The sequence below is a fragment of the Paenibacillus sp. UNC217MF genome (assembly GCF_000686865.1).
Lineage (GTDB): Bacteria > Bacillota > Bacilli > Paenibacillales > Paenibacillaceae > Paenibacillus_B > Paenibacillus_B suaedae.
Genome location: NZ_KK366030.1, coordinates 269,664 through 293,764, shown reverse-complemented (window position 1 = coordinate 293,764; position 24,101 = coordinate 269,664). Strand labels below are relative to the sequence as shown.

The following is a 24,101-nucleotide window of genomic DNA, read 5'->3' as shown; positions in this document are numbered from 1 at the left end:
TAGTCTACCTCCTTGCTCACTTAATTGTCTTCTATTTGAAGATACGAATCGTATGAAGTTTCGATCGTGTGTAAACTGACGATCATCGACTCCAACAGCAATTGAACCTTAGCTTCGATATCCGGCTGATTAATGCGTGGAACACGTCCACTCAAAAATCCATCCTTCATCTTGCATTCCAGCTCAATGCCCGTCAATGCTTCAATGGCGTTCACCGTACCCACCGATACCGAAGAGACTCCCGCACATACGATATCCTCTCCGTGGCGAGCATAATTCGCATGTCCTTCAATGGAGAAGCTCTCAATTGAATGATCCGGCTTGCGCCGTATTGTAATGCGAATCATATGGCACCTTCTTACGCCTGAATGTTCTCAATCGTCACTTTTGTATACGGTTGACGATGACCTTGCTTACGACGGTAGTTCTTTTTCGCTTTGTACTTGTACACGACAATTTTCGCGCCTTTTCCATGCTTTTCAACTTTCGCCGTAACAGTAGCACCGGATACTACCGGAGTACCTGTGACCAAGCCGTTGTCATTGGATACTGCCAATACACGGTCAAATGTCACGCTTTCGCCTTCAGCAGCGTTCAGCTTCTCGATGTACAATACATCACCAGCTTGAACTTTGTACTGCTTGCCACCTGTTTCGATAATTGCGTACATTGTGTTGCACCTCCTCATGTCTCAGACTCGCCTAAATCAGGTGGTGAAGCATCGCTTCACACTTCATACCTGTCTGGAGCGGTTACAGCATGTGCAGCACTAGACTTAACACATACCCGTAGATCTTAGCACACTCTGCAATAAAAATCAACGTATAATTTCCGGTTCCCGTTGAGAAAGCGAGGACAAAACAACTCCGCTTCCCTCGCACTCGGCACAGGGTTGGAACAGTTGATGCATGACCTGCTCACGAACCTTCTTGCGTGTCAGTTCCATTAGACCAAGCTTCGTCCAACCGACAACCAAGCACTTCGTACGATCCTTCCGCATCATCGTTTCCAATCGCTCCACAATACGCACTCGATGTTCTTCCGTATCCATATCGATGAAATCAACAATGATAATGCCGCCGATATCGCGAAGACGAATAAGACGCGCAATCTCTTCGGCCGCCTCCAGATTCGTTAAGAATACGGTCTCCTCCAGATCGCTTGTCCCCGTATATTTTCCCGTGTTCACATCAACAACCGTCAGTGCTTCCGTCTGATCCCATACTAGATATCCTCCGCTCTGCAGCCATGTCTTACGCTGGAAAGCCTTATCTAGCTGATCTTTCACCCGATAACGGGTAAATAGCGGCTCACTGTCTTTGTATACATGAATCCGATTTTCCAATTCAGGGTCAAACGAACGAACAAACGACTGCACCTTTTTCAATTGGCGAACATCATCAATGAGCAGTTGGTCAATCTCGCGTGAGAACGCATCCCGAACAAGCCGCTCCACCATGCTTAGATCACGGTGCAGCAACGCGGGAGCCTGAGCTTCCTTGGCACGATAACCAATCGTCTCCCACAATTCGCGGAGTGACTCAATATCACCCTCAAGCGTCTCCGTCAATTCACCTTGAGCAACGGTTCGAATGATCAGCCCCTCTTCGCCCTGGCGAAGCTGTTCAGCAAGCTGCTTCAATCGATTGCGTTCTGATTCCTGCTCAATCTTCTTAGATACACCGATATAATCGGCATATGGCATAAACACCGAATATCTGCCAGGTAGAGAATAATGCGTGGTTACACGCGCCCCCTTGCCTCCTAGCTGATCTTTCATCACTTGCACGATAAGTTCCTGTCCAACTCGAAGCAGACTCGTTATCGGCGGTTTCTGCTTAGGCTGCTTCTCCAAATGAGGATGTAAACAATCATCGACATATAAAAATGCATTTTTCTTCTGCCCGATGTCCACGAACGCAGCCTGCATTCCAGGAAGCACATTCACTACCCGCCCCTTAAATAAGCTGCCGACCAGCGTTGTGCCAGTTGCACGTTCGACTGCAAATTCGACGAGCCGACCATGTTCAAGCAACGCCATCTGCGTCACTTGTTCCTCACAGTGAACAATCATCTGATTCATGGTATCACCTCTACTACAGCGCGTCATCTTCCATTGTAACATGAAGCAGGATAAGGTGAACATGCCGGTTTATGGAACAGGCTAGAAAAAATGATAACCGTTTCTTTTCACCTCCAATATTGTGACCGAACTTACCTAGATAGCGCTCATGATTTCATACGATTCTGAGGCGGAGGCTCATCGAAGAAGGCATCAATTAATTGCTGTTCTGGAACGATCCGTTGGATTCGCCCTTCATCACCCATTACATAAATGAAGTGGTAGTCATCTCTGCGGAACAGACGAACGATTCGAGACAACGAACGCCCCCCTTCTGTTACAATTGGGCGTCCTAGTGCGACCGAACTCTCCCACTCGCGCAACCTCGTTGGACGATTCATCAAAAATCGTATGAAACGAAAAGGAACATTCCGATGTTCCACCCAGTTGGTCCACAGCAAAAAGAGAGCTAGCATCAAGAGATTAATATTCAGCTTGCCTCCCACAACTACCGGGCACACACTGTACAGCAGCATAATGGCACTGCATCCAAGGCTGACCCTCGCACCAACAAGCAAGGTTCGATGATAGCTCATCCACAACGAACATGCTGCTTGCATCATCCGTCCGCCGTCAAGCGGAAGAATCGGCAGCAAATTGAACAATCCAATGAACGCATTGGCCTGAATAAACCCTTTCGCCCATTCTGGACTACACCAACCCATCGCTTCCGCATACCATGCAATTAATATCATGAGACCATTTTGTAATGGCCCCGCTACCGCTACAATCCACTCTTGCCAAGCAGGCGATAGTGCTCCATCATCCGTCTCCGCCATCCCTCCGAAGGGCAGCAGCTTCACTTCCGTGATGGTCCATCCAAACGCCTTAGCACAAGCTACATGTCCCAGTTCATGAATCAGCACGATCGTAAATAACGTAAGCAATTCAAATATATAGCCTGTAGCTGCAGCTGCAGCCATAAGGATCACAAATAGCGGATGAAGTGAGTAGGTGGTCCCCCCCCATTTAATCAATTCGTATCACATCCGCCGGGTCAATATAAACGCCGCGCTGCTGCATCGCAAATGTAAGTACAGGCTCAGCACCTACCCCCGACTGGTTCTCCTGACTCTGTATCGTACCAATTGTTGCTCCGGGCTCAAGCCAGTCATCCTGTTGCACGGAAGTCGCTGTAAGCCCACTATACACCGTAACAAGACCATCGGCATGTTGGACAGTTACTGTAATTCCTGACTTCTCGTCTGAAGTTACCCGTTCAATTTTTCCCGTAGCAATATTCTGAACCTCAATCGCCGCACCACTCGCATGATCGGGAGCAATCGCGACAGACTTCAGATTCATAGCAAACGGCTGCACAATCTGCCCCTTAATCGGGGATGGATAGGTATGTGTGGACTGTACAGCCTTCGTTGATTCCTTATCTCGTGGAAACAAAGGGATGAACACAGGTGTTCCGGAGAAAGTTCGCTCATACCACGCCGCAATCGGCCGCATGTCCATCTCATCATGAAGGGACAATTGAATCCAAGCGCGCATAGGTGCATTCCATTCCGCCGGGAAGGATGTGATTCCATAAGCTGCAGCGAACAACAAGATGGATACGAGAAGTCTGGAGCGCAAGGAGCGCCATACATTGCCTCTTCCTGTAGGAGGATCTTCCCAGCCGTAGCGTTCATTCCACTTCGAACGGCTTATCTTCCACTGCTGCTCTGGATCATACGTATACTCTTGATTGAATTCGTAGTCCACATGCTGCTCTCCGTTATTATAGACAGCCGTTGCAGAGGGAACATTCAACACGACATCCGGTTGAACAAGTGAATGGGAAGACAGATTACCTTCCACAGCTTCCTTCGCATGCGACTTACGTTTCATCTCTTCAGCCATTAGAATATCACGGATTCGTTCTTCTCTTCGGCGCCGAATATCTTCTTTCATGCTCGTCTCATCCCTTCTTAACCCATTTCAACAATATGCATCAGCTGAATGATGTGCTTATCACATGTGTATGACAAGCCTACAGCAGATATGAGCAGTGAGCCTGAGAACAAGCAGATGTACGCAAAAAAGCGGCACTACATCCGTTATGGACGTATTGCCGCCTTAGCGCTAATTTCGTAAATGATGAGACCAAGACCCTAATCTTCGACTCCATTAAGGCTCAATCTGATATTTCTCTTGATAAATGTGTATGCTCATCACCAGTCCAATACAAATCATATTCAAGAGAAGTGATGTACCGCCATAACTGATGAATGGCAGCGTAATCCCGGTAATCGGCATAAGACCGATCATCATTCCGATGTTCTCGAATATTTGGAACACGAACATCGACACAATGCCGATTATCATGTACGACCCTCGCAAGTCATAGCACTGGAAGGAAATGAGAATCATCCTGTATATCATCAGGAAGTACAGCAGCAGCAGCAGGGCCGAGCCCTGGAACCCGAACTCCTCACCGATTACCACGAAGATGGCATCCGAATACGTATACGGTATGAAGCTGCGCTGCTTCAATTCGCCCTTCATGTAGCCATCACCGCTGAGTCCGCCTGAACCGATCGCAATCATGGCATAGTTGGATTGATGCTTCGCATCGTTGGTTGCTTCCGCTGGGTTGATAAATGTGTTTATCCGCTCATACCAATGCTTCTTCTCGATCTTATTCACGAAGAAATCCTTGACTTCTTTATTGAAGGTCGTGAACGATACGTAGACCGCTCCCCCTATGACCGCAACACAGAGGAGCGCCACAAGGACATGCCGGTATTTCACCGCTCCGATCCATAGCATACCAATCAGTATTACAATATAAATAATGGCGTTACCAAGGTCAGGCTGAATCACTACTAGTCCAAATGGAAGGATCGTTACCAATCCAATTGGTAGCAAGTCCTTCGTAAGTGAGAGTGGATCACCATTCCGTCTTCCTAGCAATTGCGCTAACGCAAATATGAGCGTAATCTTTGCGAGCTCAGCTGGTTGAAAAGTCTGCCCACCGGGAAGCTTATACCAGCCAACAGCCCCGTTAAGATCCGCCCCTAGGAAAAACACGCCAACAAGAAGCAGGATTGTGATCCCCATTGAAATCGGCCAGCTCTTCAATAGCAATCGATAATCGAACAGCGCTACGGCAAACATAAGGATAAATCCGAGAATATAGAATATAATCGTCTTCATCATCATGGATGTATCGCTGAACATTGCATCCCCATGCGTTGCACTTAGGATGACCAGTGGGCTGAACACCGAGAACACGAGCAAAATACCGACTATAATCCAATCAATTCGTTTCAGCTTGTTAAACACTGATTAATCATCCCATTCCAAAAAACTTCTTCACACGGTCTAGCACGCCTTTCTTCTGTTCAAGCGGCATCAGTGGTACTGTATCCCCCAAGATGCGGCGCGCGATATTCCGATAAGCCACAGCAGCAGGAGCATCTGGATTCATGACCGTAGGTTCACCAGAATTAGCCGCTTTAATAACCATTTCATCATCAGGAACAACGCCTAGCAAGTCGATATTGAGCACTTGCAAAATATCATCCAGCTCAAGCATGCCGCCATCCTTCTTCATCATATTGGCGCGAACACGGTTCACAATCAGCTTCGGCGAGGAGACTTCCGAATTCTCCAGCAGTCCAATGATCCGATCAGCGTCACGAACCGCAGCATTCTCAGGCGTCGTAACAACGATGGCATGGTCTGCTCCTGCGATCGCGTTTTTGAATCCTTGTTCAATGCCTGCTGGACAGTCAATAATAACGTATTCGAATTCCTTCTTCAGTTCCAGAACGATATCCTTGATCTGTTCTGGAGACACTGCCAACTTATCCTTCGTCTGAGCGGCAGGCAGCATATACAACTCATCAAAGCGCTTGTCCTTCACAAGTGCTTGATTCAATCGGCAACGGCCATCCGCAACATCGCAGATATCATAGATGATACGATTTTCGAGCCCCATCACGACGTCTAAGTTGCGAAGACCGATATCTGTATCGATCATGCACACTTTTTTGCCGAGCAAAGCAAGCGCGGTACCAATATTCGCGGATGTCGTCGTCTTGCCGACGCCGCCTTTGCCCGAAGTGACGACGATTGCCTCTCCCATCCTTCTACACTCCTTTGAACATATTGATGTCCTTGCGAACGCGATGTAGCTGCGAGATTTTATCAATTTGCATGACACCTTCATGCACATAAGCAAATTCCATATGCGATTGGGTTACACCCCATTCATCTGGCGGTCTGCTAATAATTTCCCCGATGCGCAGTTGCGTCGGTGCAAATAACGAGGCCCCAATAACGGCAGATAGCTCTCCTTCTGCCCCTGCATGAACCATTCCACGCAGCGCTCCTAGGACCATTACATCGCCAGTGCATATAATCATTCCGCTAGGATTGACATCTCCCAAAAACAATAAATTTCCTTCGTGGCGCAGCACCTGTCCAGAACGTACCATACCGGTTCTCGTCTCAATACGATACCCCTTCTGCTCCGCCTTCTTGTCCTCAAAAGATTCAATCGAACGTACGAGTAAATTCCCCCGCTGACGCAGTACATCCAGCACTTCAGTCTTCTGCTCGTCTGTTGCAGCGCGGGCTCCTAACTTGACATCGACATATACAATCGGTCCGTCGAAAAAATGCGGTGTATGTTCAAGCTTGTCGCGCAATTCGCCCAACAAGACTGCAAATTCACACTTATCGTCAAGCAGGAACACTAGGCCGTCCTTCATGCCTTTAATCGTTACCAGTGACTTGGCCGTCATGAAAGGTCCCTCCCCAATTTTATCTTTTTCGAGATGGAAGAGGAAAGTTCCTGCAACACCGGGTTGAAAAAGAAATTATCGATAACAAAAAGGCATAAGCCGTCTGGAAACATATTCCAAGACGGCTATTACCCCTGTTCATCTTCGGCAGACTTCTTCCCAGACAAATGGTCGAACCATCTTCGCATCGGAACATATATGGCCAGCGAGAAGACAAGCTGTACAATCAAGCTTGGAATCATAAAATCGAATATCGCATATTCGAATGTCATTCCATGCAAGCCAAACAGTCGGTAAGCTGCATACAGCATCGTCTGATAGGCAAAACTGCCGAATACAGAAATGATTATCATCGTAATCATGGATGTGTTGCGAGACGCAAAAAGTAATCCTGTCAAATATCCGAGCAGCCCCATGCTAAATGTGTGTGGGCCCAGCATATGGCCATAATATACAATATCCTGCAGAAACCCGAATCCCAATCCCATCATCAACGCAGCATGCCGATGATGATATACGGCATGATACAGTATTACGATGAATACCAGTTGCGGGACAATCCGTCCTTGCCACGCATCTGGAATAAATACAGGCAGCAGCGAACCTTCCAGCAGGAAGAGAATGAACATAAATACGATCATCCAGTTTCGATTCATTGCTGCGCCTCTTTCCCCGTCTCCTTCATGTCCGGTGTGATAACGATGAACAACTCACGCCAGTCACGATAGGTTGCAGCAGGCTTAACCGTAGCAGAATGCGTCAATCCGATGTCCCCTACTTGCCGCGATACAACTTGGCCGAGAACGAGACCTTTCGGGAATGAACCGCCAAGGCCGGACGATACAATGGTATCTCCTTCTTCCAGCTCATCATCCTCTTGAATACGTGTCATTAAGAATGTACCACTGCTGTGGTCATAAGACTCAATCACGCCGAAAGACTTGTTTTCTTTTCCAAGTACAGTAGCTGATATTGCTGGTGAGTTCGGATCCTTCTCATCCATATTCGTCAACAACTGGACTGTGGAGGAGAATTCGAATACGCGGCTGACAATCCCGACTACGCCTTCCGTCGATATAACCGGCATTCCTTGACGAACTCCATTTTTCGAGCCAAGGTTCAAGTTCAACGTCTGGTTAAATGGATCGGCCACATTGATCGACGTCACTTGTGCAATTCGGTATTTATAAGGCATATTCATCTGCTTCTGACGCTCCGTAAATTCCAGATCGTCTAGAAGTCTCTTATTTTCTGCCGCAACCGAATTGTAGTAGGCCTTATCCCTTGTATATTGCGCGAGCATCGTCTTCAATTGCTCATTTTCTTCGTGCAGTTCCTTCAGACTGGAGACATCCTTCACGAAATTCGATACATACGATGCCGGTCTGTAGAATATTTGCTGCACAAAGGTTACCGTATCATGCACAAATTTCTCTGGCCAAGTAAGGTTTAGGCGTCCGCCTAGTGTAAACCCCATTAACGCAATAAACAAAATAAGGCCAAACAACATCAAAAATAAACGTTTGTTCCCCAGAAGCTTAAACAGTATTAACACCTTCTCATCGTAAAGAGGTACTCGTTCCCTCAGAAAAGAGGTCGCTCACGATGTCCACATGCCATCATGAAGTCGTTTCCGCAAGCTTATGCCCAAGCATCAGGCTTGGCAGCAACCTTCAGTGATAACAATGCCCGCGTCGTTGGAACGAATCGACGCGGGTATCAGACTCCCTCATGGGCGTATTCTTATCGTTTGGAACGAAGCGCAGAGCTGCTGCGTCCCTTGAACAAATGAATATTATCAAGCGCGCGTCCAGTACCAATCGCTACGCAATCAAGCGGATTCTCTGCCACGATGACCGGCATGCCAGTCTCACGAGCAAGCAGCTTATCCAAATTGCGAAGCAAAGCGCCGCCACCTGTCAATACAATACCGCGATCCATAATATCAGCTGCAAGCTCAGGAGGACATTTCTCCAATGTTACCTTAACAGCTTCAACAATAGAGCTCACTGTATCAGCCAAAGCATCTGTAATTTCGTTCGAGGAGATCGTGAGCGGCTTCGGAAGACCTGTCAGCAAGTCGCGACCGCGAATCTCCATCTGCTCTTCTTCATCAAGCCCCATAGCCGAGCCGATATCCATCTTCAGCTGTTCAGCTGTGCGCTCACCAATCATCAAGTTGTATTGGCGCTTAATGAATTGAATAATTGCTTCGTCCATTTCGTCGCCTGCAACACGAACGGAACGGCATGTCACAATACCTCCAAGGGAGATCACCGCTACTTCAGTTGTACCGCCACCAATATCTACGACCATACTTCCTGTTGGTTCCCATACAGGCAAGTCAGCACCAATTGCTGCCGCGAACGGCTCTTCAATCGTATAAGCTTCTCTAGCACCTGCTTGCTTCGTAGCATCTTCAACTGCACGCTGTTCAACAGCAGTAATACCAGAAGGCACACATACCATTACGTTCGGATGACGCGGAAACAGCGAACGCTGCTTCTGAGCTTGCCGAATAAAATATTTTATCATAGTAGCAGTTGTGTCGAAGTCAGCGATGACGCCGTCCTTCATTGGACGGATTGCACGGATATTCCCCGGCGTACGTCCAATCATATTTTTCGCTGATTCTCCTACCGCTTCAATCGTCTTCGAATCTGTGCGGATTGCTACCACAGACGGTTCGCGCACGACGACACCTTTACCGCGTACATAGACCAATGTATTAGCAGTTCCCAAGTCAATACCTAAATCTTTCGTAAAGCCACCCAACATGATGTTAATCTCCTTTTTATAACCTTCAATCTCAATCATTATATTACATGAGCCCGCGTTCCTTCAAACTCACATATTGGTTATCGCCAATAACCAAGTGATCCAGCAGTTCGATACCAACAATTTCTCCAGCTTCCATGAGCCGCCTAGTAAGCGCTACATCCTCTGGACTCGGTGTTGGATCTCCGCTTGGGTGATTGTGAGCACAAATGATGGAAGCTGCACCACACTTCAGGGCAGCCTTGAAAACTTCGCGGGGATGTACCAAAGATGCATCCAGGATTCCGATCGTAACCGTCTCCTGTGCCATAATTCGATTCTTCGTATTCAGAAACAAACAAATAAAATGTTCCTTGTCATAGTATCGCATCGACTCCATAAGCAGATCGGCTGCATCTTGCGGCCGTCGTACCTGCAGTGCATCCTCAAGACGAGAACGCGACATACGGCGTCCAAGCTCTAATCCTGCTTTTAGCTGCAGTGCCTTAGCGTCGCCAATACCACGAATCGCTGTCAACTCTGTCACAGACATATCGTGCAAATGCCGAAGCTGTCCTACGTGATTCAATATTCGCTGCGCTAATGTAATGGCCGATTCATTTCTCGTGCCTGTACGCAGTAATATTGCAAGTAATTCAGCATGACTTAATGACTCTGCCCCATATTGCATCATGCGTTCTCTCGGACGTTCTTCATGGGGAAGATCGCGTAGAAGTGGACTATGTCCCATCTTACAACCCCCTGTAGTCGATTGTCCGGTCGCCATCATGCACCGACGAAGCACCATTGGTCGGCATCCGCTGTTCCTAGGACCGTCTTGCATTCAACATTTCATACTCATCTTATCTCATTTACAATTACTGCTCCACCTTGCTGCTCCGTACTGGCAGCGCCCATTACGGGATGATAATGCCATACGAAGCAAGCATGTCGCTAACAAGCGACAACGGCAATCCAACTACGTTGAAATAACAGCCTTCAATTTGCGTGACAAGTGTTGAGCCAATTCCTTGAATCCCATAGGCCCCTGCCTTGTCCATTGGTTCACCAGTTGCAACATAGCGATGTATCTGTTCATCTGTCCATGGCTTCATATGGACTGTGGTTACACCATGCGCAACTTCTGTATGTTCGTCCGCTGAATCAATCATCGCCACGCCGGTATACACCTTGTGCGATCTTCCCTGCAGCCTAGTCAACATACGAACCGCATCCTCTTCATTCACTGGCTTGCCCAGCACTTCGCCATCCAAGACGACAATGGTGTCGGAACCGATGACAATAACGTGCTCACCAGCCGCCTTGCGGACATCTGCTACCGCCTGTGCCTTGCGCAGTGCCAGCGTCTCAACAATACAGTCAGGATCCAGATTGGGATCCACTGTCTCGTCTGCATCGCTAGGATGTACGACATAAGGAAGACCGAGTGAACGGACAAGCTCTTGTCTCCGTGGTGAGGAGGAAGCCATTACGATCGTTGGTCGCTCGAATTTGGATATACTCATTTTCGTAGTCGCTCCTCGCCATTTTTTGACACTGTTCTATTATACGCGTAACTGGCTGTCGAAACAAACATTCAAATGAGGATCTTTGCAAGATTTAGATGAACAATTTATGGTAATCTATGCAACAATCCCAAATTCATGCAGTTTTCTATCCTTCCCCTCACAACAATGCGAATGCAAGTTCTTATATACAAAACAGAGCCCCTTCAAAGAGCTACGCTCCTATCAAAAGACTCTGTTCCCAACAATATAATTGGCATGTGATCTATTCCGCTCTCAGCTACACCTTCATCGTACCCAACCAAACCGCCTCTGCATTCCGATAATGCATAACCGCCTGCTGGATACTCCATAAATGTGAGGACGAAGGCTGCTTATTATACTCATTCACTGCACTGATTGCTGTGTTCATGCTCTGAACCAGCTCCGTCCAAGCTTTCTTGGACTGGTCAGGAATCCCTTTTTGCACGTTGCTCATTTGCTGTGTCCACTTCTGATGCTCCTTCCGAAGCTGTTCCGTGATCTCTTGAGTGAATGCTTCGGTATTGGTTTTTTCTAAATACGCAATCGATTGAGACATTAACCATTCATTCACCACGTCACTTTGGCCTAAAAATTGCTCCACGGAGGCTGAGTCACCTTGGAATGCCAACTTTGTAATCGCCGGACGGTTCAAGGTTCTCACATACAAGTCCACCTGCTTGTTCTTCAGCAACGCGCTCAACCCCATCGCATCCTCCTTCGAAGGTGCGATCGCGGCATACACGCGATGCTGCTCTGACTTCTCCTCCATCGCAGCCAGCCCGAGTTCTCTCAGCTCCGTCGCTGCCTTCTGAGCCCCTTCTTCCTGGGCGAACACACCATATTGCAGCATGTAAAACACTTTCTCTGGAATATTCACATCCGTCACATACAGACCTGCTGCGGCTGCAGCCGAATTCTCTCCATTGCTAGTAGATGAGGACTTGCTTCCTGAATCCCCTGCCTTCACCGTTCCCTGTTCGTTCAATGCCGTGTCCTTAGATGCCAGCTCTCCACCTTTTCCTTGCTTATCATTCGCGAATACTGGAATAGCATCACTTGGATTAGGCATCGATACTTCGCCCTTGAATAGAGACAGAGCGAGAAATCCGAACAAGGCACCCGTTGCGAGCGCGCCCGCAACGGAAGCAACGACTCTCCACACCGGGGGCTTGCGAGAACGTGTATGAATACCATGCCATAACAACTCGCCTTGATCACTAAGTGAACTAGAGGCAGGATCTTCAATAGAGGTTGGGATCGCATAACCGTTCTTCGGAATGTCATATTCAGGCTGACGATCCGACTCCCGAATCCAGCGCTCCACTCGTTCATCTTCGCTCTCTGCCTTTTCTTGTTCCCGGTCATTGTTCGGAGCATCTATTTCGACCTTTTCTATATGATGCCGATTCTCTATGGGAGTTGATTCACTATACTCTTCAAGTTCTGATACGCTCGCCCGCTCAACTGAAACCCCATTCACAATCGTACCATCAGACATCTCCTCCCAATCTGTAAGCCGCTCTTTCTTCTTGCTCGCCTCTATGCCCTGAATCTCATGTTTATCCTTCACAGGCTGGGAATCATCGAATCGAAACGTCATCTTCGTTCGCATGTTGGTCATATCCGAACACCTACCTTGTCCTATTGGTTACTAGTAGATTTATGCTAGATTCGAATCCAATAGAACCTACCTTACAAATTATTGACTAGAAAGTGCGTCCGTCCTCCTATATGCGTCCTATCAAATCTTGCAACGCTAGCATATGATATACAATCCCGCAGCAAAGGAGGGAATAGAATGAACAGCAAGAAAAGCAAGAAAAGCAAGAAAAGCAACTTGCGTTTGACCCCAGCTGAGGTACGTCGATTCGTTAGACGAAATATCGGCCGTCGCGTGATTGTCGTTCTTTTTACTGGAGAAGTACTGGTTGGCAGAATCTTATCCTCGGGGCTTATCTCCTTCCGATTACGTGTACAGCGCCGGGGCTTTTTCTTTATTCGTCGTATTCTATTTGCAGCTGTAGTTGCTATTAGACTTGTGTAATCCACTCAGACAAAGACAATAAGTCAACAGAAAAAAAGATCGAACGAAGGGCCAAAATCCTGACCCCCAGCTCGATCTTTTCTTGCTATTCTAGTTGTTTACAGACTTACATCCCACTGTTGGAACATCGCTGACTTACTGCCAGAGATACTACGATTTCAATGCCTCAGTTAAGTCACGCGCTGTCTTCCAAATATCACCTGCACCCATTGTGATTACCAAATCTCCGGACTTCACAATTGATTTCAGATGCTCTAATGCATCATTCTTATCCGCAATGTACTGTGCGTTGCTGTTGCTGTTTTCGCGAATCCGGTCAACCAGTTTCGAAGAGTGTACCCCTTCAATCGGCTTCTCCCCAGCTGGAGAGTAGATATCTGTCAGAATCAGTTCATCTGCACCCTCAAATGCCCGGCTGAACTGATCGAACAGGAAATAAGTCCGCGAATAACGCTGCGGCTGGAATACGGCAACAATACGACGGTTTGTTGCTTTGGCAGCAGTAAGTGTTGCCTCAATCTCCGTCGGATGGTGAGCATAGTCATCTACAACAAGTACGCCCTGCTCTTCCCCAATTACTTGGAAACGGCGCTTAGCGCCAATAAAGTCCACGATAGCAGCAGATGCCTGTTCAAACGGAATGCCTGCACGCATAGCAACAATAATGGTCGCCATTGCATTCAACACATTATGCGTACCTGGAATAGACAATTGTACTGTGCCAAGCGCCTTGCCTTGATGATTCATCGTAAAGGTCATGCCGCGATCTTCCGCAATAATCTCTGTAGCTGTATAATCAGCCGCTTGCTCAATGCCGTATGTCACAACACCTGCGCCCAAGTTCGGAAGCATAGAGCCAACAATTGGATCATCCGCACACACTACAGAGCATCCTTCCGGTTTTACTTGTGACAGGAACTGTACATAAGCTTCCTTCAATCGCTCGAAATCCCCGCCATAATTCTCTAAATGATCTGCCTCTATGTTAAGTACAACCGCTATATGAGGGTGATAATTCAAGAAGGAGCCATCACTCTCATCCGCCTCAGCTACTACATATTCACTATTTCCTGCTTGGGCGTTTGTTCCTAGGTTCGTCACTTCGCCACCAATAATATAAGTCGGATCTACGCCACAGCGTTCCATGACAAAAGCAATCATGGAAGATGTCGTCGTCTTCCCGTGAGCACCAGCTACAGCGATGCCTTTCTTAGCATTCAGCAAGCGCGCCAGCATCTGTGAGCGGTGAATGACTGGAATCCCTTGCTGTTCAGCTGCAACTCGCTCTACATTATCTTTCGGACAAGCCGTAGAGTATACTACTGTGTCTGCGTTCTGAACATAGGCAGGGTCATGCCCGATATGTACAGTCGCTCCCTTTTTGCGTAACTTTTCCGTCAAATCCTGTTCGGCCACATCGGACCCCGTGACGGTGTACCCCATTTCCAGCATGACACGAGCGATGGCGCTCATCCCATAGCCCCCGATGCCGATAAAATGAATATGTTCCGTCGTATTCAAAACGAACTCACCAACCCTTTTCAGATTCGGTCCGATGCAGAACGAAAGAACGCACGTCTGCAATCAGATATAATGTCCCCGTAACTACTGCTAAATCTCCAGGCTCTGTTATCGCTTGTAGCTGTTCCAAAGCCTTATGCCAATCCGGCTCTACAAGAATGGTTGGACATTGTATATCGCCCTCGCCCTCCATCACTTGCTCGGCAATATGTTTCAAGCTCTCCGCATCCATCTTCTTGCGGAAATCTGGTTCTGTAAAAATAACGGTATCTGCTAAAGGTAGTATATGTCGTAGAACATCGGGATGATGCTTTGTCGACAGCATACCCATCATAATATGAAGCCGTTCATACCGGTACGTATCGCGCAGCGCTTGTGCAAGCGTCGCTGCCCCCTCCGGATTATGCGCTCCATCGAGCAGCATGCGAGGCTTCTCGCATACCATCTCTAAGCGCCCTGGCCATGCTGCACGCTTCAGTCCTTCTTGCGTGGTAGCATCCTCTAACATGAAAGCCATATATTGTCGCAGCACTTCAAGCGCCATTAATGAGGCGGCCGCATTCTTCAACTGATGTGCCCCGTTCATCGTGAGCGACATTCCTTCCATCGAACGGAATGGGCCGAAGAATGTGAAGTTCTGTTCATTTTCAATCGCATGGAGCAGTTCCACCCGGAACTGTTCGTTCATGACATACAGTGTAGATTGGTTTTTCTCAGCAGCCTGCTTAATCACTTCAAGCGCTTCTGGCTGCTCCACCGTCGTCACCGCTGGCACCCCTGGTTTAATAATTCCTGCTTTCTCGGCAGCAATCTTCTCAATCGTATCCCCAAGTATGTCCATGTGATCATGGCCGATATTCGTAATAATCGATACGATCGGCGTCACGATGTTCGTTACATCAAGCCGTCCGCCAAGTCCTGTTTCCCATACGACGACATCCGGGAACGTCACTGTCGCATAGTACATAATGGCGAGCGCAGTTGATACTTCAAACGTCGTCGGCGAACCGAGCGGCGTTTGTGCGATTTCATCCACCAACGGCTTCAGCTTGTTCACAAGTTGAAGCAGCGTATCTTCAGGAATGTCCTCGTTGTTGTACTTTAAACGATTCGTATACTTCTCAATATAAGGAGAAGTAAATGTGCCGACATCATATCCGTTAGCAAGCAAGACACTTGTTAACATCGCACAGGTCGAGCCTTTACCATTTGTGCCCGCAACATGAATGAACTTCAAGCGACGGTGCGGAGAACCTAACCGCTCCATCAACAGTTCGATCCGATCCAATCCAGGACGGATTCCAAAAGGAATTAAAGAATTAATCCAATCAATTGCGTCTTCTACCCGAACAAAAGGAAAATCGGTTGCTTCCGTCTCGCTTGTCGTAGGCATAGTTCCTCATCCTTTATCAGATGTCATTAAACGACCGAACCGGCATGTGACAGCGCTCACGTCCGGATCGGTCGTACATATCGCACAGGTTGTTTACGCTTCTTTCAATTCGGTAATACGCGCCAGTACTTTGTCTCTCTTCTCACTGTAATCACGCTGCTTGGCACGCTCTTCATCAATGACCGAAGCAGGCGCCTTCGCGATGAAACCTTGATTAGCAAGCTTCTTATCGACACGCTCCACTTCTTTGTTCAGGTGCTCGACTTCTTTTTGAAGACGTGCAATCTCCTGATCAATGTCAAGAAGGCCAGCGAGCGGCAAGTACAACTCGGCTCCTGTCACAATAGCGGTCATCGCTTTGTTCGGAGCAGCAGCTTCTATGCTTACCTCCAGCTTCGAAGTACCGCAGAAGCGTTCCACGAACTCAAGGTTGTTCGTAATGTTCGCTTCTACCATACGATCAGTCGGCTTCACAATCAATTCTACCTTCTTGCTCATCGGAACATTCACTTCAGCACGAATATTGCGTACTGCGCGAATCATATCCATAAGAAGTGTCATCTCGCGAACCGCCTCAGGCGCTTCGAATTCAGCACGGTATACTGGCCATTCCGCAAGTGTTACCGTCTCGCCGGAGTGCGGCAGATGCTGCCAAATTTCCTCTGAGATGTACGGCATGAACGGATGGATCATGCGCATTGTATGGTCAAGCACGTAAGCTAAAACGGATTGCGTCTTCTTCTTCGCTTGCTCATTCGAGCCATACAAGCTAAGCTTCGCAAATTCAATATACCAATCGCATAGATCATCCCAGATGAAGTTATTGAGTACACGGCCTGTTTCTCCAAACTCATAAGCATCCATCAAGCGTGTAATTTCGCGGGCAGTCTCGTTCATACGGTGGAGAATCCAGCGGTCAGCTGTGCCCAATTCGCCTGTGATGTCGATATCCGCATAAGTGAACCCTTCCAAGTTCATCAAAGCGAAACGGGATGCATTCCAAATCTTATTGGCAAAATTGCGAGCCTGTTCTACACGTTCCCAGCGGAAGCGCAAGTCTTGGCCTGGTGTACTGCTCGTCGAAATCATGAAGCGCATTGCATCAGCACCGTACTTCTCGATAACTTCAAGCGGATCGACACCATTCCCAAGCGATTTGGACATTTTCTTACCATCAGCATCACGCACCAAGCCGTGCATCAGCACATCCTTGAACGGAATTTCGTCTGTAAATTCCAACGCCGTAAAGATCATGCGGGATACCCAGAAGTAAATGATGTCATAGCCTGTAACGAGCACATTCGTTGGATAGTAGCGCTTCAGATCTTCTGTCTGTTCCGGCCATCCAAGTGTGGAGAACGGCCACAATGCAGAGCTGAACCATGTATCGAGTACATCTTCATCCTGCTTCAAGTGGTTGCTTCCGCATGACGTACATGCAGTCGCGTCTTCTTCTGCAACATGAATGTGTCCGCAATCCTCACAGTACCATGCAGGGATGCGATGTCCCCACCATAGCTGGCGGGAAATACACCAGTCGCGTACATTCTCAATCCAATGCAAATATGTCTTCTCGAAGCGATCAGGCACAAAATTAACACCTTTGCCAGACTTCTGTGCTTCGATTGCACGCTCCGCGAGCGGCTTCATCTTCACGAACCATTGCGTAGACAAATACGGCTCTACAACTGCGCCGCTGCGCTCGCTGTGACCAACTTGATGCACATGATCTTCAATCTTGATCAGCACGCCTTGTTCTTGCAAATCCTTCACGATCTGCTTGCGGCAATCTGCACGATCAAGCCCTTGATATTGACCAGCCAGCTCGTTCATTTTACCGGACTCATCCATTACCGTAATTTGCGGCAGTTGATGGCGGAGTCCCATTTCGAAGTCATTCGGATCATGGGCTGGCGTAATCTTAACCGCACCACTTCCGAAGTCTTTATCTACATAATCATCAGCAATGACCGGAATCTTTCTGCCAACAATCGGCAGTACCAGCATTTTGCCAATCATATGCTTATAGCGCTCATCCTTAGGGTGTACAGCTACTGCTGTATCGCCAAGCATCGTCTCCGGACGTGTTGTCGCCACAGTGATTGTGCCGCTGCCATCCTTCAGAGGATATTGCAGGTGATAGAGATGCCCCTGCACTTCCTTATATTCAACTTCGATATCAGACAATGCCGTACGTGCTGCCGGATCCCAGTTGATAATATACTTACCGCGGTAGATGAGACCTTTCTCATAGAGCTTCACGAATACTTGGCGAACCGCACGAGACAGACCCTCGTCCAGCGTAAAGCGCTCACGGGAGAAGTCCAATGACAGTCCCATCTTCGCCCATTGCTCACGAATCGTATTCGCATACTTCTCTTTCCAATCCCATACACGCTCCAAGAATGCTTCACGCCCAAGATCATAGCGTGTGATTCCTTCTTCGCGCAGCTTCTGCTCTACCTTCGTCTGCGTTGCAATACCTGCATGGTCAGAACCTGGAAGCCACAAAGCATCATATCCTTGCATCCGCTTGAAACGAATCAAAATATCCTGCAATGTAAAGTCAAGTGCATGACCAATATGCAGCATACCCGTAACGTTCGGAGGCGGGATTACGATTGTGAACGGTTCAGCATCCTTGCGTTCACCTGCTTTAAAATACTCGCCTTTCATCCAGAAATCATACCATTTCTGCTCTGCTGCCTTCGGATCATACGTCGTAGGCATAGACAGTTGCTCTTGATTCTCTGCCAAGCAAATCCCTCCGTTACATAATCATGAGTATCTAATCGACAATGTTCAGCCTATATAATCGAAGCAAATCATACTGCTCGATCCATGCATGCTTCTCTAAGCGCATAGCTCGGTATTTGCAAGGACAATTCGCTTACGTAGGCAAATAAAAAAACCTTACGCCACAAAGGACGAAAGGTTTAGCTTCCGTGGTACCACCTTTATTCCGCTCCCAGTAAAGATCCTTACATCTTACAGATCGTGTGAGCGGCACTTCAGTTGCAAATAACGGCTGCGGCCGGCCTATTCTAGCGTATCCGGAACATGATGAACATCGTGTTCATACATTACCGTGACACGTTCAAAAGGGCAACTCCCAGGTGACTTCAGCGCGGGACAATCCTGCAGGCGTTGCACCGTGTCGCTCTGCTCTCTGTAAGGGGCCAATCGCTTACTAATCCTGTTCATAGTCTTTCAATCAGATCTTTATAAAAATAAACAATAACATTTACGATATATTGTACCTTCGCATACCGAGCGAGTCAATAGACGAAGCACAAAAGGATACTGACAAATGCTTTCCCTATTAGAGGATGTTCAAAAAGTCCGCTTTTGATCACGAAGTAAATCATGAAGTGGACTCGGCATCGAATCTTGAATTCAGCCGGGCCTAAGCAGATGCTTACGAAGTATGTTTCCTGCGGAAACATCTCAGGTGCTCATGTACCCAAAACGTACGCTCCGCTCCTCAGGCCCTAGCTTCATCCAACTGAGGCGTTTTGAAAAAACGCACATCGGAAGCATAAGCTTCGGTGCTGAAAACCGGCCTTTTTGAACTCGCACTATTAGTCATATCCTGTTTTTCATTTTTCATAACATGTACTATAGGAGGTGTTTTACATGGAACGGTGGTGGTGTCGTGTTCGAGGTTCCATTAAAGGGGTTCTTTTCCCCATCATTTGCTTGCAATTTGTTCGCACGTTGCTTCTGCCAACAGCATTTGACGTATTTTTGCTATTTGTATTATTCCTCATCTTCATTGGATTTTTGTGGGATGTATATTGAAGCTTGTACTCTTGTACAACTGCATTCAGACACAAAGAAACCCGTCGCTCATTGAGCCATACGGGTTTCTTGCCTATCTATAGGGAGTGGAGATATCGTTACGAGGTGGGAATATACAGAACTTGCCCTTCGGATATATCCGATTCCGCTAAGCGGTTGTAGAGCGCAATTTCTCTCGAGTTCATGCAATAGCGATCAGCAATTGTATCGAGTGTTTCAGAACGCTGCACAATACACAAGCGCACCTTCTTGAAAGCCCGCTCATCATCAATACGCTGCAGGAATAGCGACTGCCACTTTACTTCCTCACCAGTTGTCTCCTCATTCATTGCTGCTAGCTGCGCTGCCTCTTCTTCCTTCTGGATACGTTCCAGTTCTTGAGACTCCCGCTTCTTCTGCAGCAACGAACTGAATCCAACTGGTTCCGCTGCTTCCGGCTCACTTTGTTTCGACTTGCCGATTGCAACCTTCATCTCCTGCTTGGCAGCTGCTGGAACATCCTCCGGCTCATTCAATGGAGCAGCTGCTTCAATATCGTCCCGCTCCACTTCCTGATTCGAGGCGAGCGATTCACCTTCACCCTCTGATTGAACAGCTGCATCTACTTCGATGGATTGCACACTTTCCTTTCTCGCAACAGGCTCATTCGTATTTGCATCATTCGAGAGGGTCGGTGAATGAGACTCCAACTGAGTCATTTTCGCTGCTTGCTCGTGTTCTGCGCTATCCGTGGCAGCACTTGCTCTGCCCAGCGCTCGCCCTGCTTCGCCTTGCCCCTCGGCACTCTGAACCTCTAACCGCTCCTCCTCATCTCGCGTCTCTCTGGCCCACTGAGAACCACTCCATGTGAGCGGAATACGTTCAGATTGGGGAGTATCTCCATCAAATGCATCATGATTGGTTTGTGCAGGCAGCAGCCTCTCCCCTTCGAATTCGCGAACCTCCACGTCTTCAGCAGCTCGATCGAAGTTCTCTTCCAACTCTTCTTCTGCCTGATCCTCCATCTGTTCCTCTGCCTGTTCTTCTGTTTGTTCTTCTTGCTCCTGTTCCTCTGAAGCCCTAACAGGACTGAAATCTCTATAATCAGCTTCTGTTTCTACTTTCGATTCAGTCGCAACTTCCGATTCAATTGCAACTTCTTCAGTCACATGCTCTGCTGATTTCGTGAACGCCGGTGTGTATGTACCGTAGTCACGCAGCCACGCTGGCTCTTCCCCATCGTGCTCGAGCTCCGTTTGATGTACAACTGTAAATTGCTCCGGCTCCCAAGCCGCTGGCTCTATACTTTCCATTGAGATGCCGCGCAGCGATAAAATTCCTGTAATATTTAATGTACGTGTTGATAAAAGGTCTACATCGAAGTGCTCAATATCGACCGAAATATCATCCAAGCTGCGCACCCGATTTAAGGGGAGTGTGATTTCAACAGGGATCCAATGCTCAAGCGAATGACTGCTGCGCAGTTCATCAGCACCTACATATGCCCCAGCCAGCAGCAAGCTGCCACGCACTGTCACCTGGTCACCAGCAGGAATGACCTGAATGTGCGGTGTCAACTCCACTTCTTCCAATTGATCAATGCCGACCACTTCGTCGGACAAGTGCACACGTTCATAAATATCAAAGCGCAATCCATATGATTCTTCGTTCACAGACCGCTCCTCCTCCCGCAGTTCATATGCCATCTTCCCTTGTGACCAGCGTACATGCGATATGGCAACGATGTTAAGCTACAGTCGCAAAGTCAGACTCGTATCACTACTTCATCTATATGGGAGGAAAGAGAGGAGCATGACTATATTTTTTGCCGCAAGCGCAACATGTCCTCAGGCCACGGGGCGTCTACAACAATCTGTTCTCCTGACAGCGGATGAATGAAGCGCAAACTCTCCCCATGAAGCGCTTGTCTGCTAATGAGCTTGCCATCGCCCCCATATTGCGTATCTCCCGCAAGCGGATGCCCCTTCGCACTCATATGCACCCGAATTTGATGTGTCCGACCCGTCTCCAGCGTTAGGCGCACGAGGGACAGTTCTGAGCCGGGCTGCAGTGTTTCATAGTGGGTAATCGCAGGAGCTCCGCTATCGCTTACCCGATATTTGCCGCGATGATGACGATCCTTCCCTATGGGCGCATCTACCGTTCCAGAAGCCGGCGTCAGCGTTCCCTGAACAATCGCATGATAGATGCGCTCAATCTTCTTCTCGCGCATCATCTCATCCAGAATCACTTGTGTACACGGCTGCTTCGCGTACAGCACCGGCCCGGTTGTATCAACATCTAAGCGATGTATATGCAGCACCTTGGAAGCCTGCCCCGTCCATAGATAGTGGCATGCCACAGCATGGGCAAGACTATCCCGCCTCTTATCCTGCTCCGGTGTCGTTGGATGAACCGCCATACCTGCAGGCTTATATACAACCAAGCAAGCATCATCTTCATACAGCACCTCGGCAGGTGCGTCAGCGGGCTCATAAGCATCCGATTCAGCAACAAACCATTTCACACGCAGCCTATCTCCTGCAGTGCGAATATCTCCCGCATGATTCATTCTATGAACGAAATTCTTCGGCAAACGCAGCTCGCTAATCAGCCATGCCAGTGTAGATTGTTCATCTTGAAGCGCTGCTTTGCCAGGCATGAATTCTATCCATTCTCCTTGTCGTCTCCAATATCGTGTCATAACGCACCTCCTCCGTTTCTATCCATTTCAAAGCCCGGCACTCCACTTCTAACGCGGAATCGCCGGGCTCGTATTCGTCCTATTTATGCGTATAGATTGACCATACCATCCTATATTCAAGCCTGCATATTCTTAGATCGATTTCTTTAGTGCAGCATAGTTGGCTTGAATTGTAAATTCAATGTCCTCATCGGTATGAGCCGCCGACACAAACATCCCCTCGAATTGCGAAGGCGCTACATTAACCCCTTCATCGAGTAGATGCTTAAAGTACGTGCGGAACAGCTCTTGATTGGACGTGCGAGCCGTATCAAAATTCGTTACCGGCTCATTCGTAAAGAACGGGCATACCATCGAGCCAACACGGTTGATTGTACACGGCACTCCCAGTTCTTGCGCATTGCGGATAAAGCCTGCCTCAAGCTTGGCACCCTTACGATCCAATTCTGCATACACCTCCTGCGTAAGCAAAGACAATGTCGTATAACCGGCAGCCATAGCCAGCGGGTTGCCGCTAAGCGTACCTGCTTGATAGATCGGGCCACTCGGTGCAATTTGCTCCATGTACTCGCGTTTGCCTCCGTATGCACCTACTGGCAGTCCACCACCGATAACCTTGCCGAAGCAAGTCAAGTCCGGTGTGACGCCAAACAACCCTTGCGCACAGCTGTAGCCCACACGGAATCCTGTCATAACCTCATCGAAAATAAGCAGACTTCCATATTGCTCCGTCAAATGCCGCAGGCCTTCCAAGAACCCTTCCTGAGGCGGTACAACCCCCATATTGCCTGCAACCGGCTCTACAATGACACAGGCAATATCTTCGCCATATCGATCAAAGGCCAGCTTCACTGCTTCCAGATCATTATACGGAACCGCAATCGTATTGCTGGCAACCCCTTCAGGCACCCCCGGGCTGTCTGGTAGTCCCAATGTCGCTACACCCGATCCAGCCTTGATGAGCAGGCTGTCTCCATGACCATGATAGGAGCCCTCGAATTTAACAATCTTACTCCGCTTTGTAATACCGCGCGCCAATCGTATTGCACTCATCGTCGCTTCCGTTCCGGAATTCACCATACGAACGATGTCTACGGAAGGTACACGCTCACATACCAGCTTCGCCATAGCCGTCTCAATCTCCGTAGGCGCACCGAAGCTTGTCCCCTTCGCTGCCGTCTCTTGGATCGCACGCACAACTTCGGGATGCGCATGACCCATAATTAGCGGTCCCCATGAGCATACATAATCTATGAATACATTGCCATCGATATCATACAGCCGGGATCCTTCCGCCCGTTCAATATAAGCGGGTGTCAGACCGACGGATTTGAATGCGCGTACAGGGCTGTTCACACCGCCAGGTATGTATTTCTTTGCTTCTGCAAATGCTGCCTGCGAACGTGTGTCTACACGGCCAGATTTTTTTTCAGACATGTTGGTTGCTCCTTCTTATTTATTCCTCTGTTCTATGTTACACTAATAAAA

22 protein-coding genes and 2 other annotated features are annotated in these 24,101 nt (G+C 48.2%); of the genes, 2 read left to right on the top strand and 20 right to left on the bottom strand.

Features of this window, described 5'->3' with window-relative positions:
• Positions 1-20 precede the first annotated feature (20 nt).
• From BP95_RS0128240 to BP95_RS0128175, 14 genes are all read right to left on the bottom strand, one after another.
• Entirely contained in the window at positions 21-347 is a 327-nt protein-coding gene (locus tag BP95_RS0128240) for a ribosomal-processing cysteine protease Prp (protein ID WP_021254227.1), read from the bottom strand.
• An 11-nt stretch (positions 348-358) separates the two neighbouring features.
• Positions 359-670: a 50S ribosomal protein L21 gene (rplU, locus tag BP95_RS0128235; RefSeq protein ID WP_021254226.1), complete on the bottom strand. Its 312-nt coding sequence runs from the start codon at positions 668-670 to the stop codon at positions 359-361.
• Between the two features lie 13 nt (positions 671-683).
• Positions 684-764 (bottom strand) — a sequence feature (ribosomal protein L21 leader region).
• Positions 765-817: 53 nt separating this feature from the next.
• The gene (locus tag BP95_RS0128230) at positions 818-2,083 is read right to left on the bottom strand and encodes an Rne/Rng family ribonuclease (RefSeq protein WP_021254225.1); all 1,266 of its coding nucleotides are present in this window, start codon (positions 2,081-2,083) and stop codon (positions 818-820) included.
• A gap of 146 nt (positions 2,084-2,229) precedes the next feature.
• Positions 2,230-3,099, bottom strand: a complete 870-nt coding sequence (locus BP95_RS0128225) for a site-2 protease family protein (RefSeq protein ID WP_028533800.1) — start codon at positions 3,097-3,099, stop codon at positions 2,230-2,232.
• Positions 3,092-4,024: a M23 family metallopeptidase gene (locus BP95_RS0128220; protein WP_021254223.1), complete on the bottom strand. Its 933-nt coding sequence runs from the start codon at positions 4,022-4,024 to the stop codon at positions 3,092-3,094. Before BP95_RS0128220 ends, BP95_RS0128225 begins: the two co-directional genes overlap by 8 nt.
• A gap of 216 nt (positions 4,025-4,240) precedes the next feature.
• Entirely contained in the window at positions 4,241-5,398 is a 1,158-nt protein-coding gene (locus BP95_RS0128215; protein ID WP_021254222.1) for an FtsW/RodA/SpoVE family cell cycle protein, read from the bottom strand.
• 7 nt (positions 5,399-5,405) lie between these two features.
• A complete protein-coding gene (gene minD, locus BP95_RS0128210) occupies positions 5,406-6,203 on the bottom strand; it encodes a septum site-determining protein MinD (protein WP_021254221.1) in 798 nt (265 codons plus the stop codon).
• A gap of 4 nt (positions 6,204-6,207) precedes the next feature.
• Positions 6,208-6,864 (bottom strand): septum site-determining protein MinC, encoded by a 657-nt coding sequence (locus tag BP95_RS0128205; protein WP_021254220.1) that lies wholly within the window; start codon positions 6,862-6,864, stop codon positions 6,208-6,210.
• 128 nt (positions 6,865-6,992) lie between these two features.
• The gene (gene mreD, locus BP95_RS0128200; RefSeq protein WP_021254219.1) at positions 6,993-7,520 is read right to left on the bottom strand and encodes a rod shape-determining protein MreD; all 528 of its coding nucleotides are present in this window, start codon (positions 7,518-7,520) and stop codon (positions 6,993-6,995) included.
• Positions 7,517-8,419, bottom strand: a complete 903-nt coding sequence (gene mreC / locus BP95_RS0128195; RefSeq protein ID WP_036591306.1) for a rod shape-determining protein MreC — start codon at positions 8,417-8,419, stop codon at positions 7,517-7,519. Before mreC ends, mreD begins: the two co-directional genes overlap by 4 nt.
• A gap of 188 nt (positions 8,420-8,607) precedes the next feature.
• Complete coding sequence (locus BP95_RS0128190; protein ID WP_021254217.1) at positions 8,608-9,642, bottom strand: rod shape-determining protein; 1,035 nt, start codon at positions 9,640-9,642, stop codon at positions 8,608-8,610.
• Positions 9,643-9,685: 43 nt separating this feature from the next.
• Positions 9,686-10,372: a RadC family protein gene (radC, locus tag BP95_RS0128185; protein ID WP_021254216.1), complete on the bottom strand. Its 687-nt coding sequence runs from the start codon at positions 10,370-10,372 to the stop codon at positions 9,686-9,688.
• Between the two features lie 166 nt (positions 10,373-10,538).
• Positions 10,539-11,147, bottom strand: a complete 609-nt coding sequence (locus BP95_RS0128180) for a Maf family protein (protein WP_021254215.1) — start codon at positions 11,145-11,147, stop codon at positions 10,539-10,541.
• A 280-nt stretch (positions 11,148-11,427) separates the two neighbouring features.
• Positions 11,428-12,792, bottom strand: coding sequence for an SPOR domain-containing protein (locus BP95_RS0128175; protein ID WP_028533798.1), 1,365 nt, complete (start codon positions 12,790-12,792; stop codon positions 11,428-11,430).
• 177 nt (positions 12,793-12,969) lie between these two features.
• Here BP95_RS0128175 and BP95_RS0128170 point away from each other — a divergent pair, with 177 nt between their 5' ends.
• A complete protein-coding gene (locus tag BP95_RS0128170; RefSeq protein WP_028533797.1) occupies positions 12,970-13,215 on the top strand; it encodes a hypothetical protein in 246 nt (81 codons plus the stop codon).
• Positions 13,216-13,365: 150 nt separating this feature from the next.
• On the opposite strand, the gene murC is transcribed toward BP95_RS0128170, so the two are convergent.
• From murC to BP95_RS0128155, 3 genes are all read right to left on the bottom strand, one after another.
• Complete coding sequence (gene murC / locus BP95_RS0128165; RefSeq protein ID WP_036667654.1) at positions 13,366-14,736, bottom strand: UDP-N-acetylmuramate--L-alanine ligase; 1,371 nt, start codon at positions 14,734-14,736, stop codon at positions 13,366-13,368.
• Positions 14,737-14,743: 7 nt separating this feature from the next.
• Positions 14,744-16,129, bottom strand: coding sequence for a bifunctional folylpolyglutamate synthase/dihydrofolate synthase (locus tag BP95_RS0128160; RefSeq protein WP_028533795.1), 1,386 nt, complete (start codon positions 16,127-16,129; stop codon positions 14,744-14,746).
• 93 nt (positions 16,130-16,222) lie between these two features.
• Complete coding sequence (locus BP95_RS0128155) at positions 16,223-18,859, bottom strand: valine--tRNA ligase (RefSeq protein ID WP_175460816.1); 2,637 nt, start codon at positions 18,857-18,859, stop codon at positions 16,223-16,225.
• 190 nt (positions 18,860-19,049) lie between these two features.
• Positions 19,050-19,342: a binding site (T-box leader), on the bottom strand.
• A 423-nt stretch (positions 19,343-19,765) separates the two neighbouring features.
• On the opposite strand from BP95_RS0128155, the gene BP95_RS33660 reads away from it, so the two are divergent.
• Positions 19,766-19,930, top strand: a complete 165-nt coding sequence (locus tag BP95_RS33660) for a hypothetical protein (protein WP_162833933.1) — start codon at positions 19,766-19,768, stop codon at positions 19,928-19,930.
• A gap of 98 nt (positions 19,931-20,028) precedes the next feature.
• Here BP95_RS33660 and BP95_RS0128145 read toward each other — a convergent pair whose 3' ends face one another.
• The 3 genes from BP95_RS0128145 to hemL all read right to left on the bottom strand — a co-directional run bounded on the left by BP95_RS0128145 (position 20,029) and on the right by hemL (position 24,050).
• A complete protein-coding gene (locus BP95_RS0128145; protein ID WP_028533793.1) occupies positions 20,029-21,582 on the bottom strand; it encodes a LysM peptidoglycan-binding domain-containing protein in 1,554 nt (517 codons plus the stop codon).
• A gap of 143 nt (positions 21,583-21,725) precedes the next feature.
• Entirely contained in the window at positions 21,726-22,613 is an 888-nt protein-coding gene (locus BP95_RS0128140) for an RluA family pseudouridine synthase (RefSeq protein ID WP_028533792.1), read from the bottom strand.
• Positions 22,614-22,745: 132 nt separating this feature from the next.
• Positions 22,746-24,050, bottom strand: a complete 1,305-nt coding sequence (gene hemL, locus BP95_RS0128135) for a glutamate-1-semialdehyde 2,1-aminomutase (RefSeq protein WP_021252319.1) — start codon at positions 24,048-24,050, stop codon at positions 22,746-22,748.
• Between the last annotated feature and the right edge of the window lie 51 nt (positions 24,051-24,101).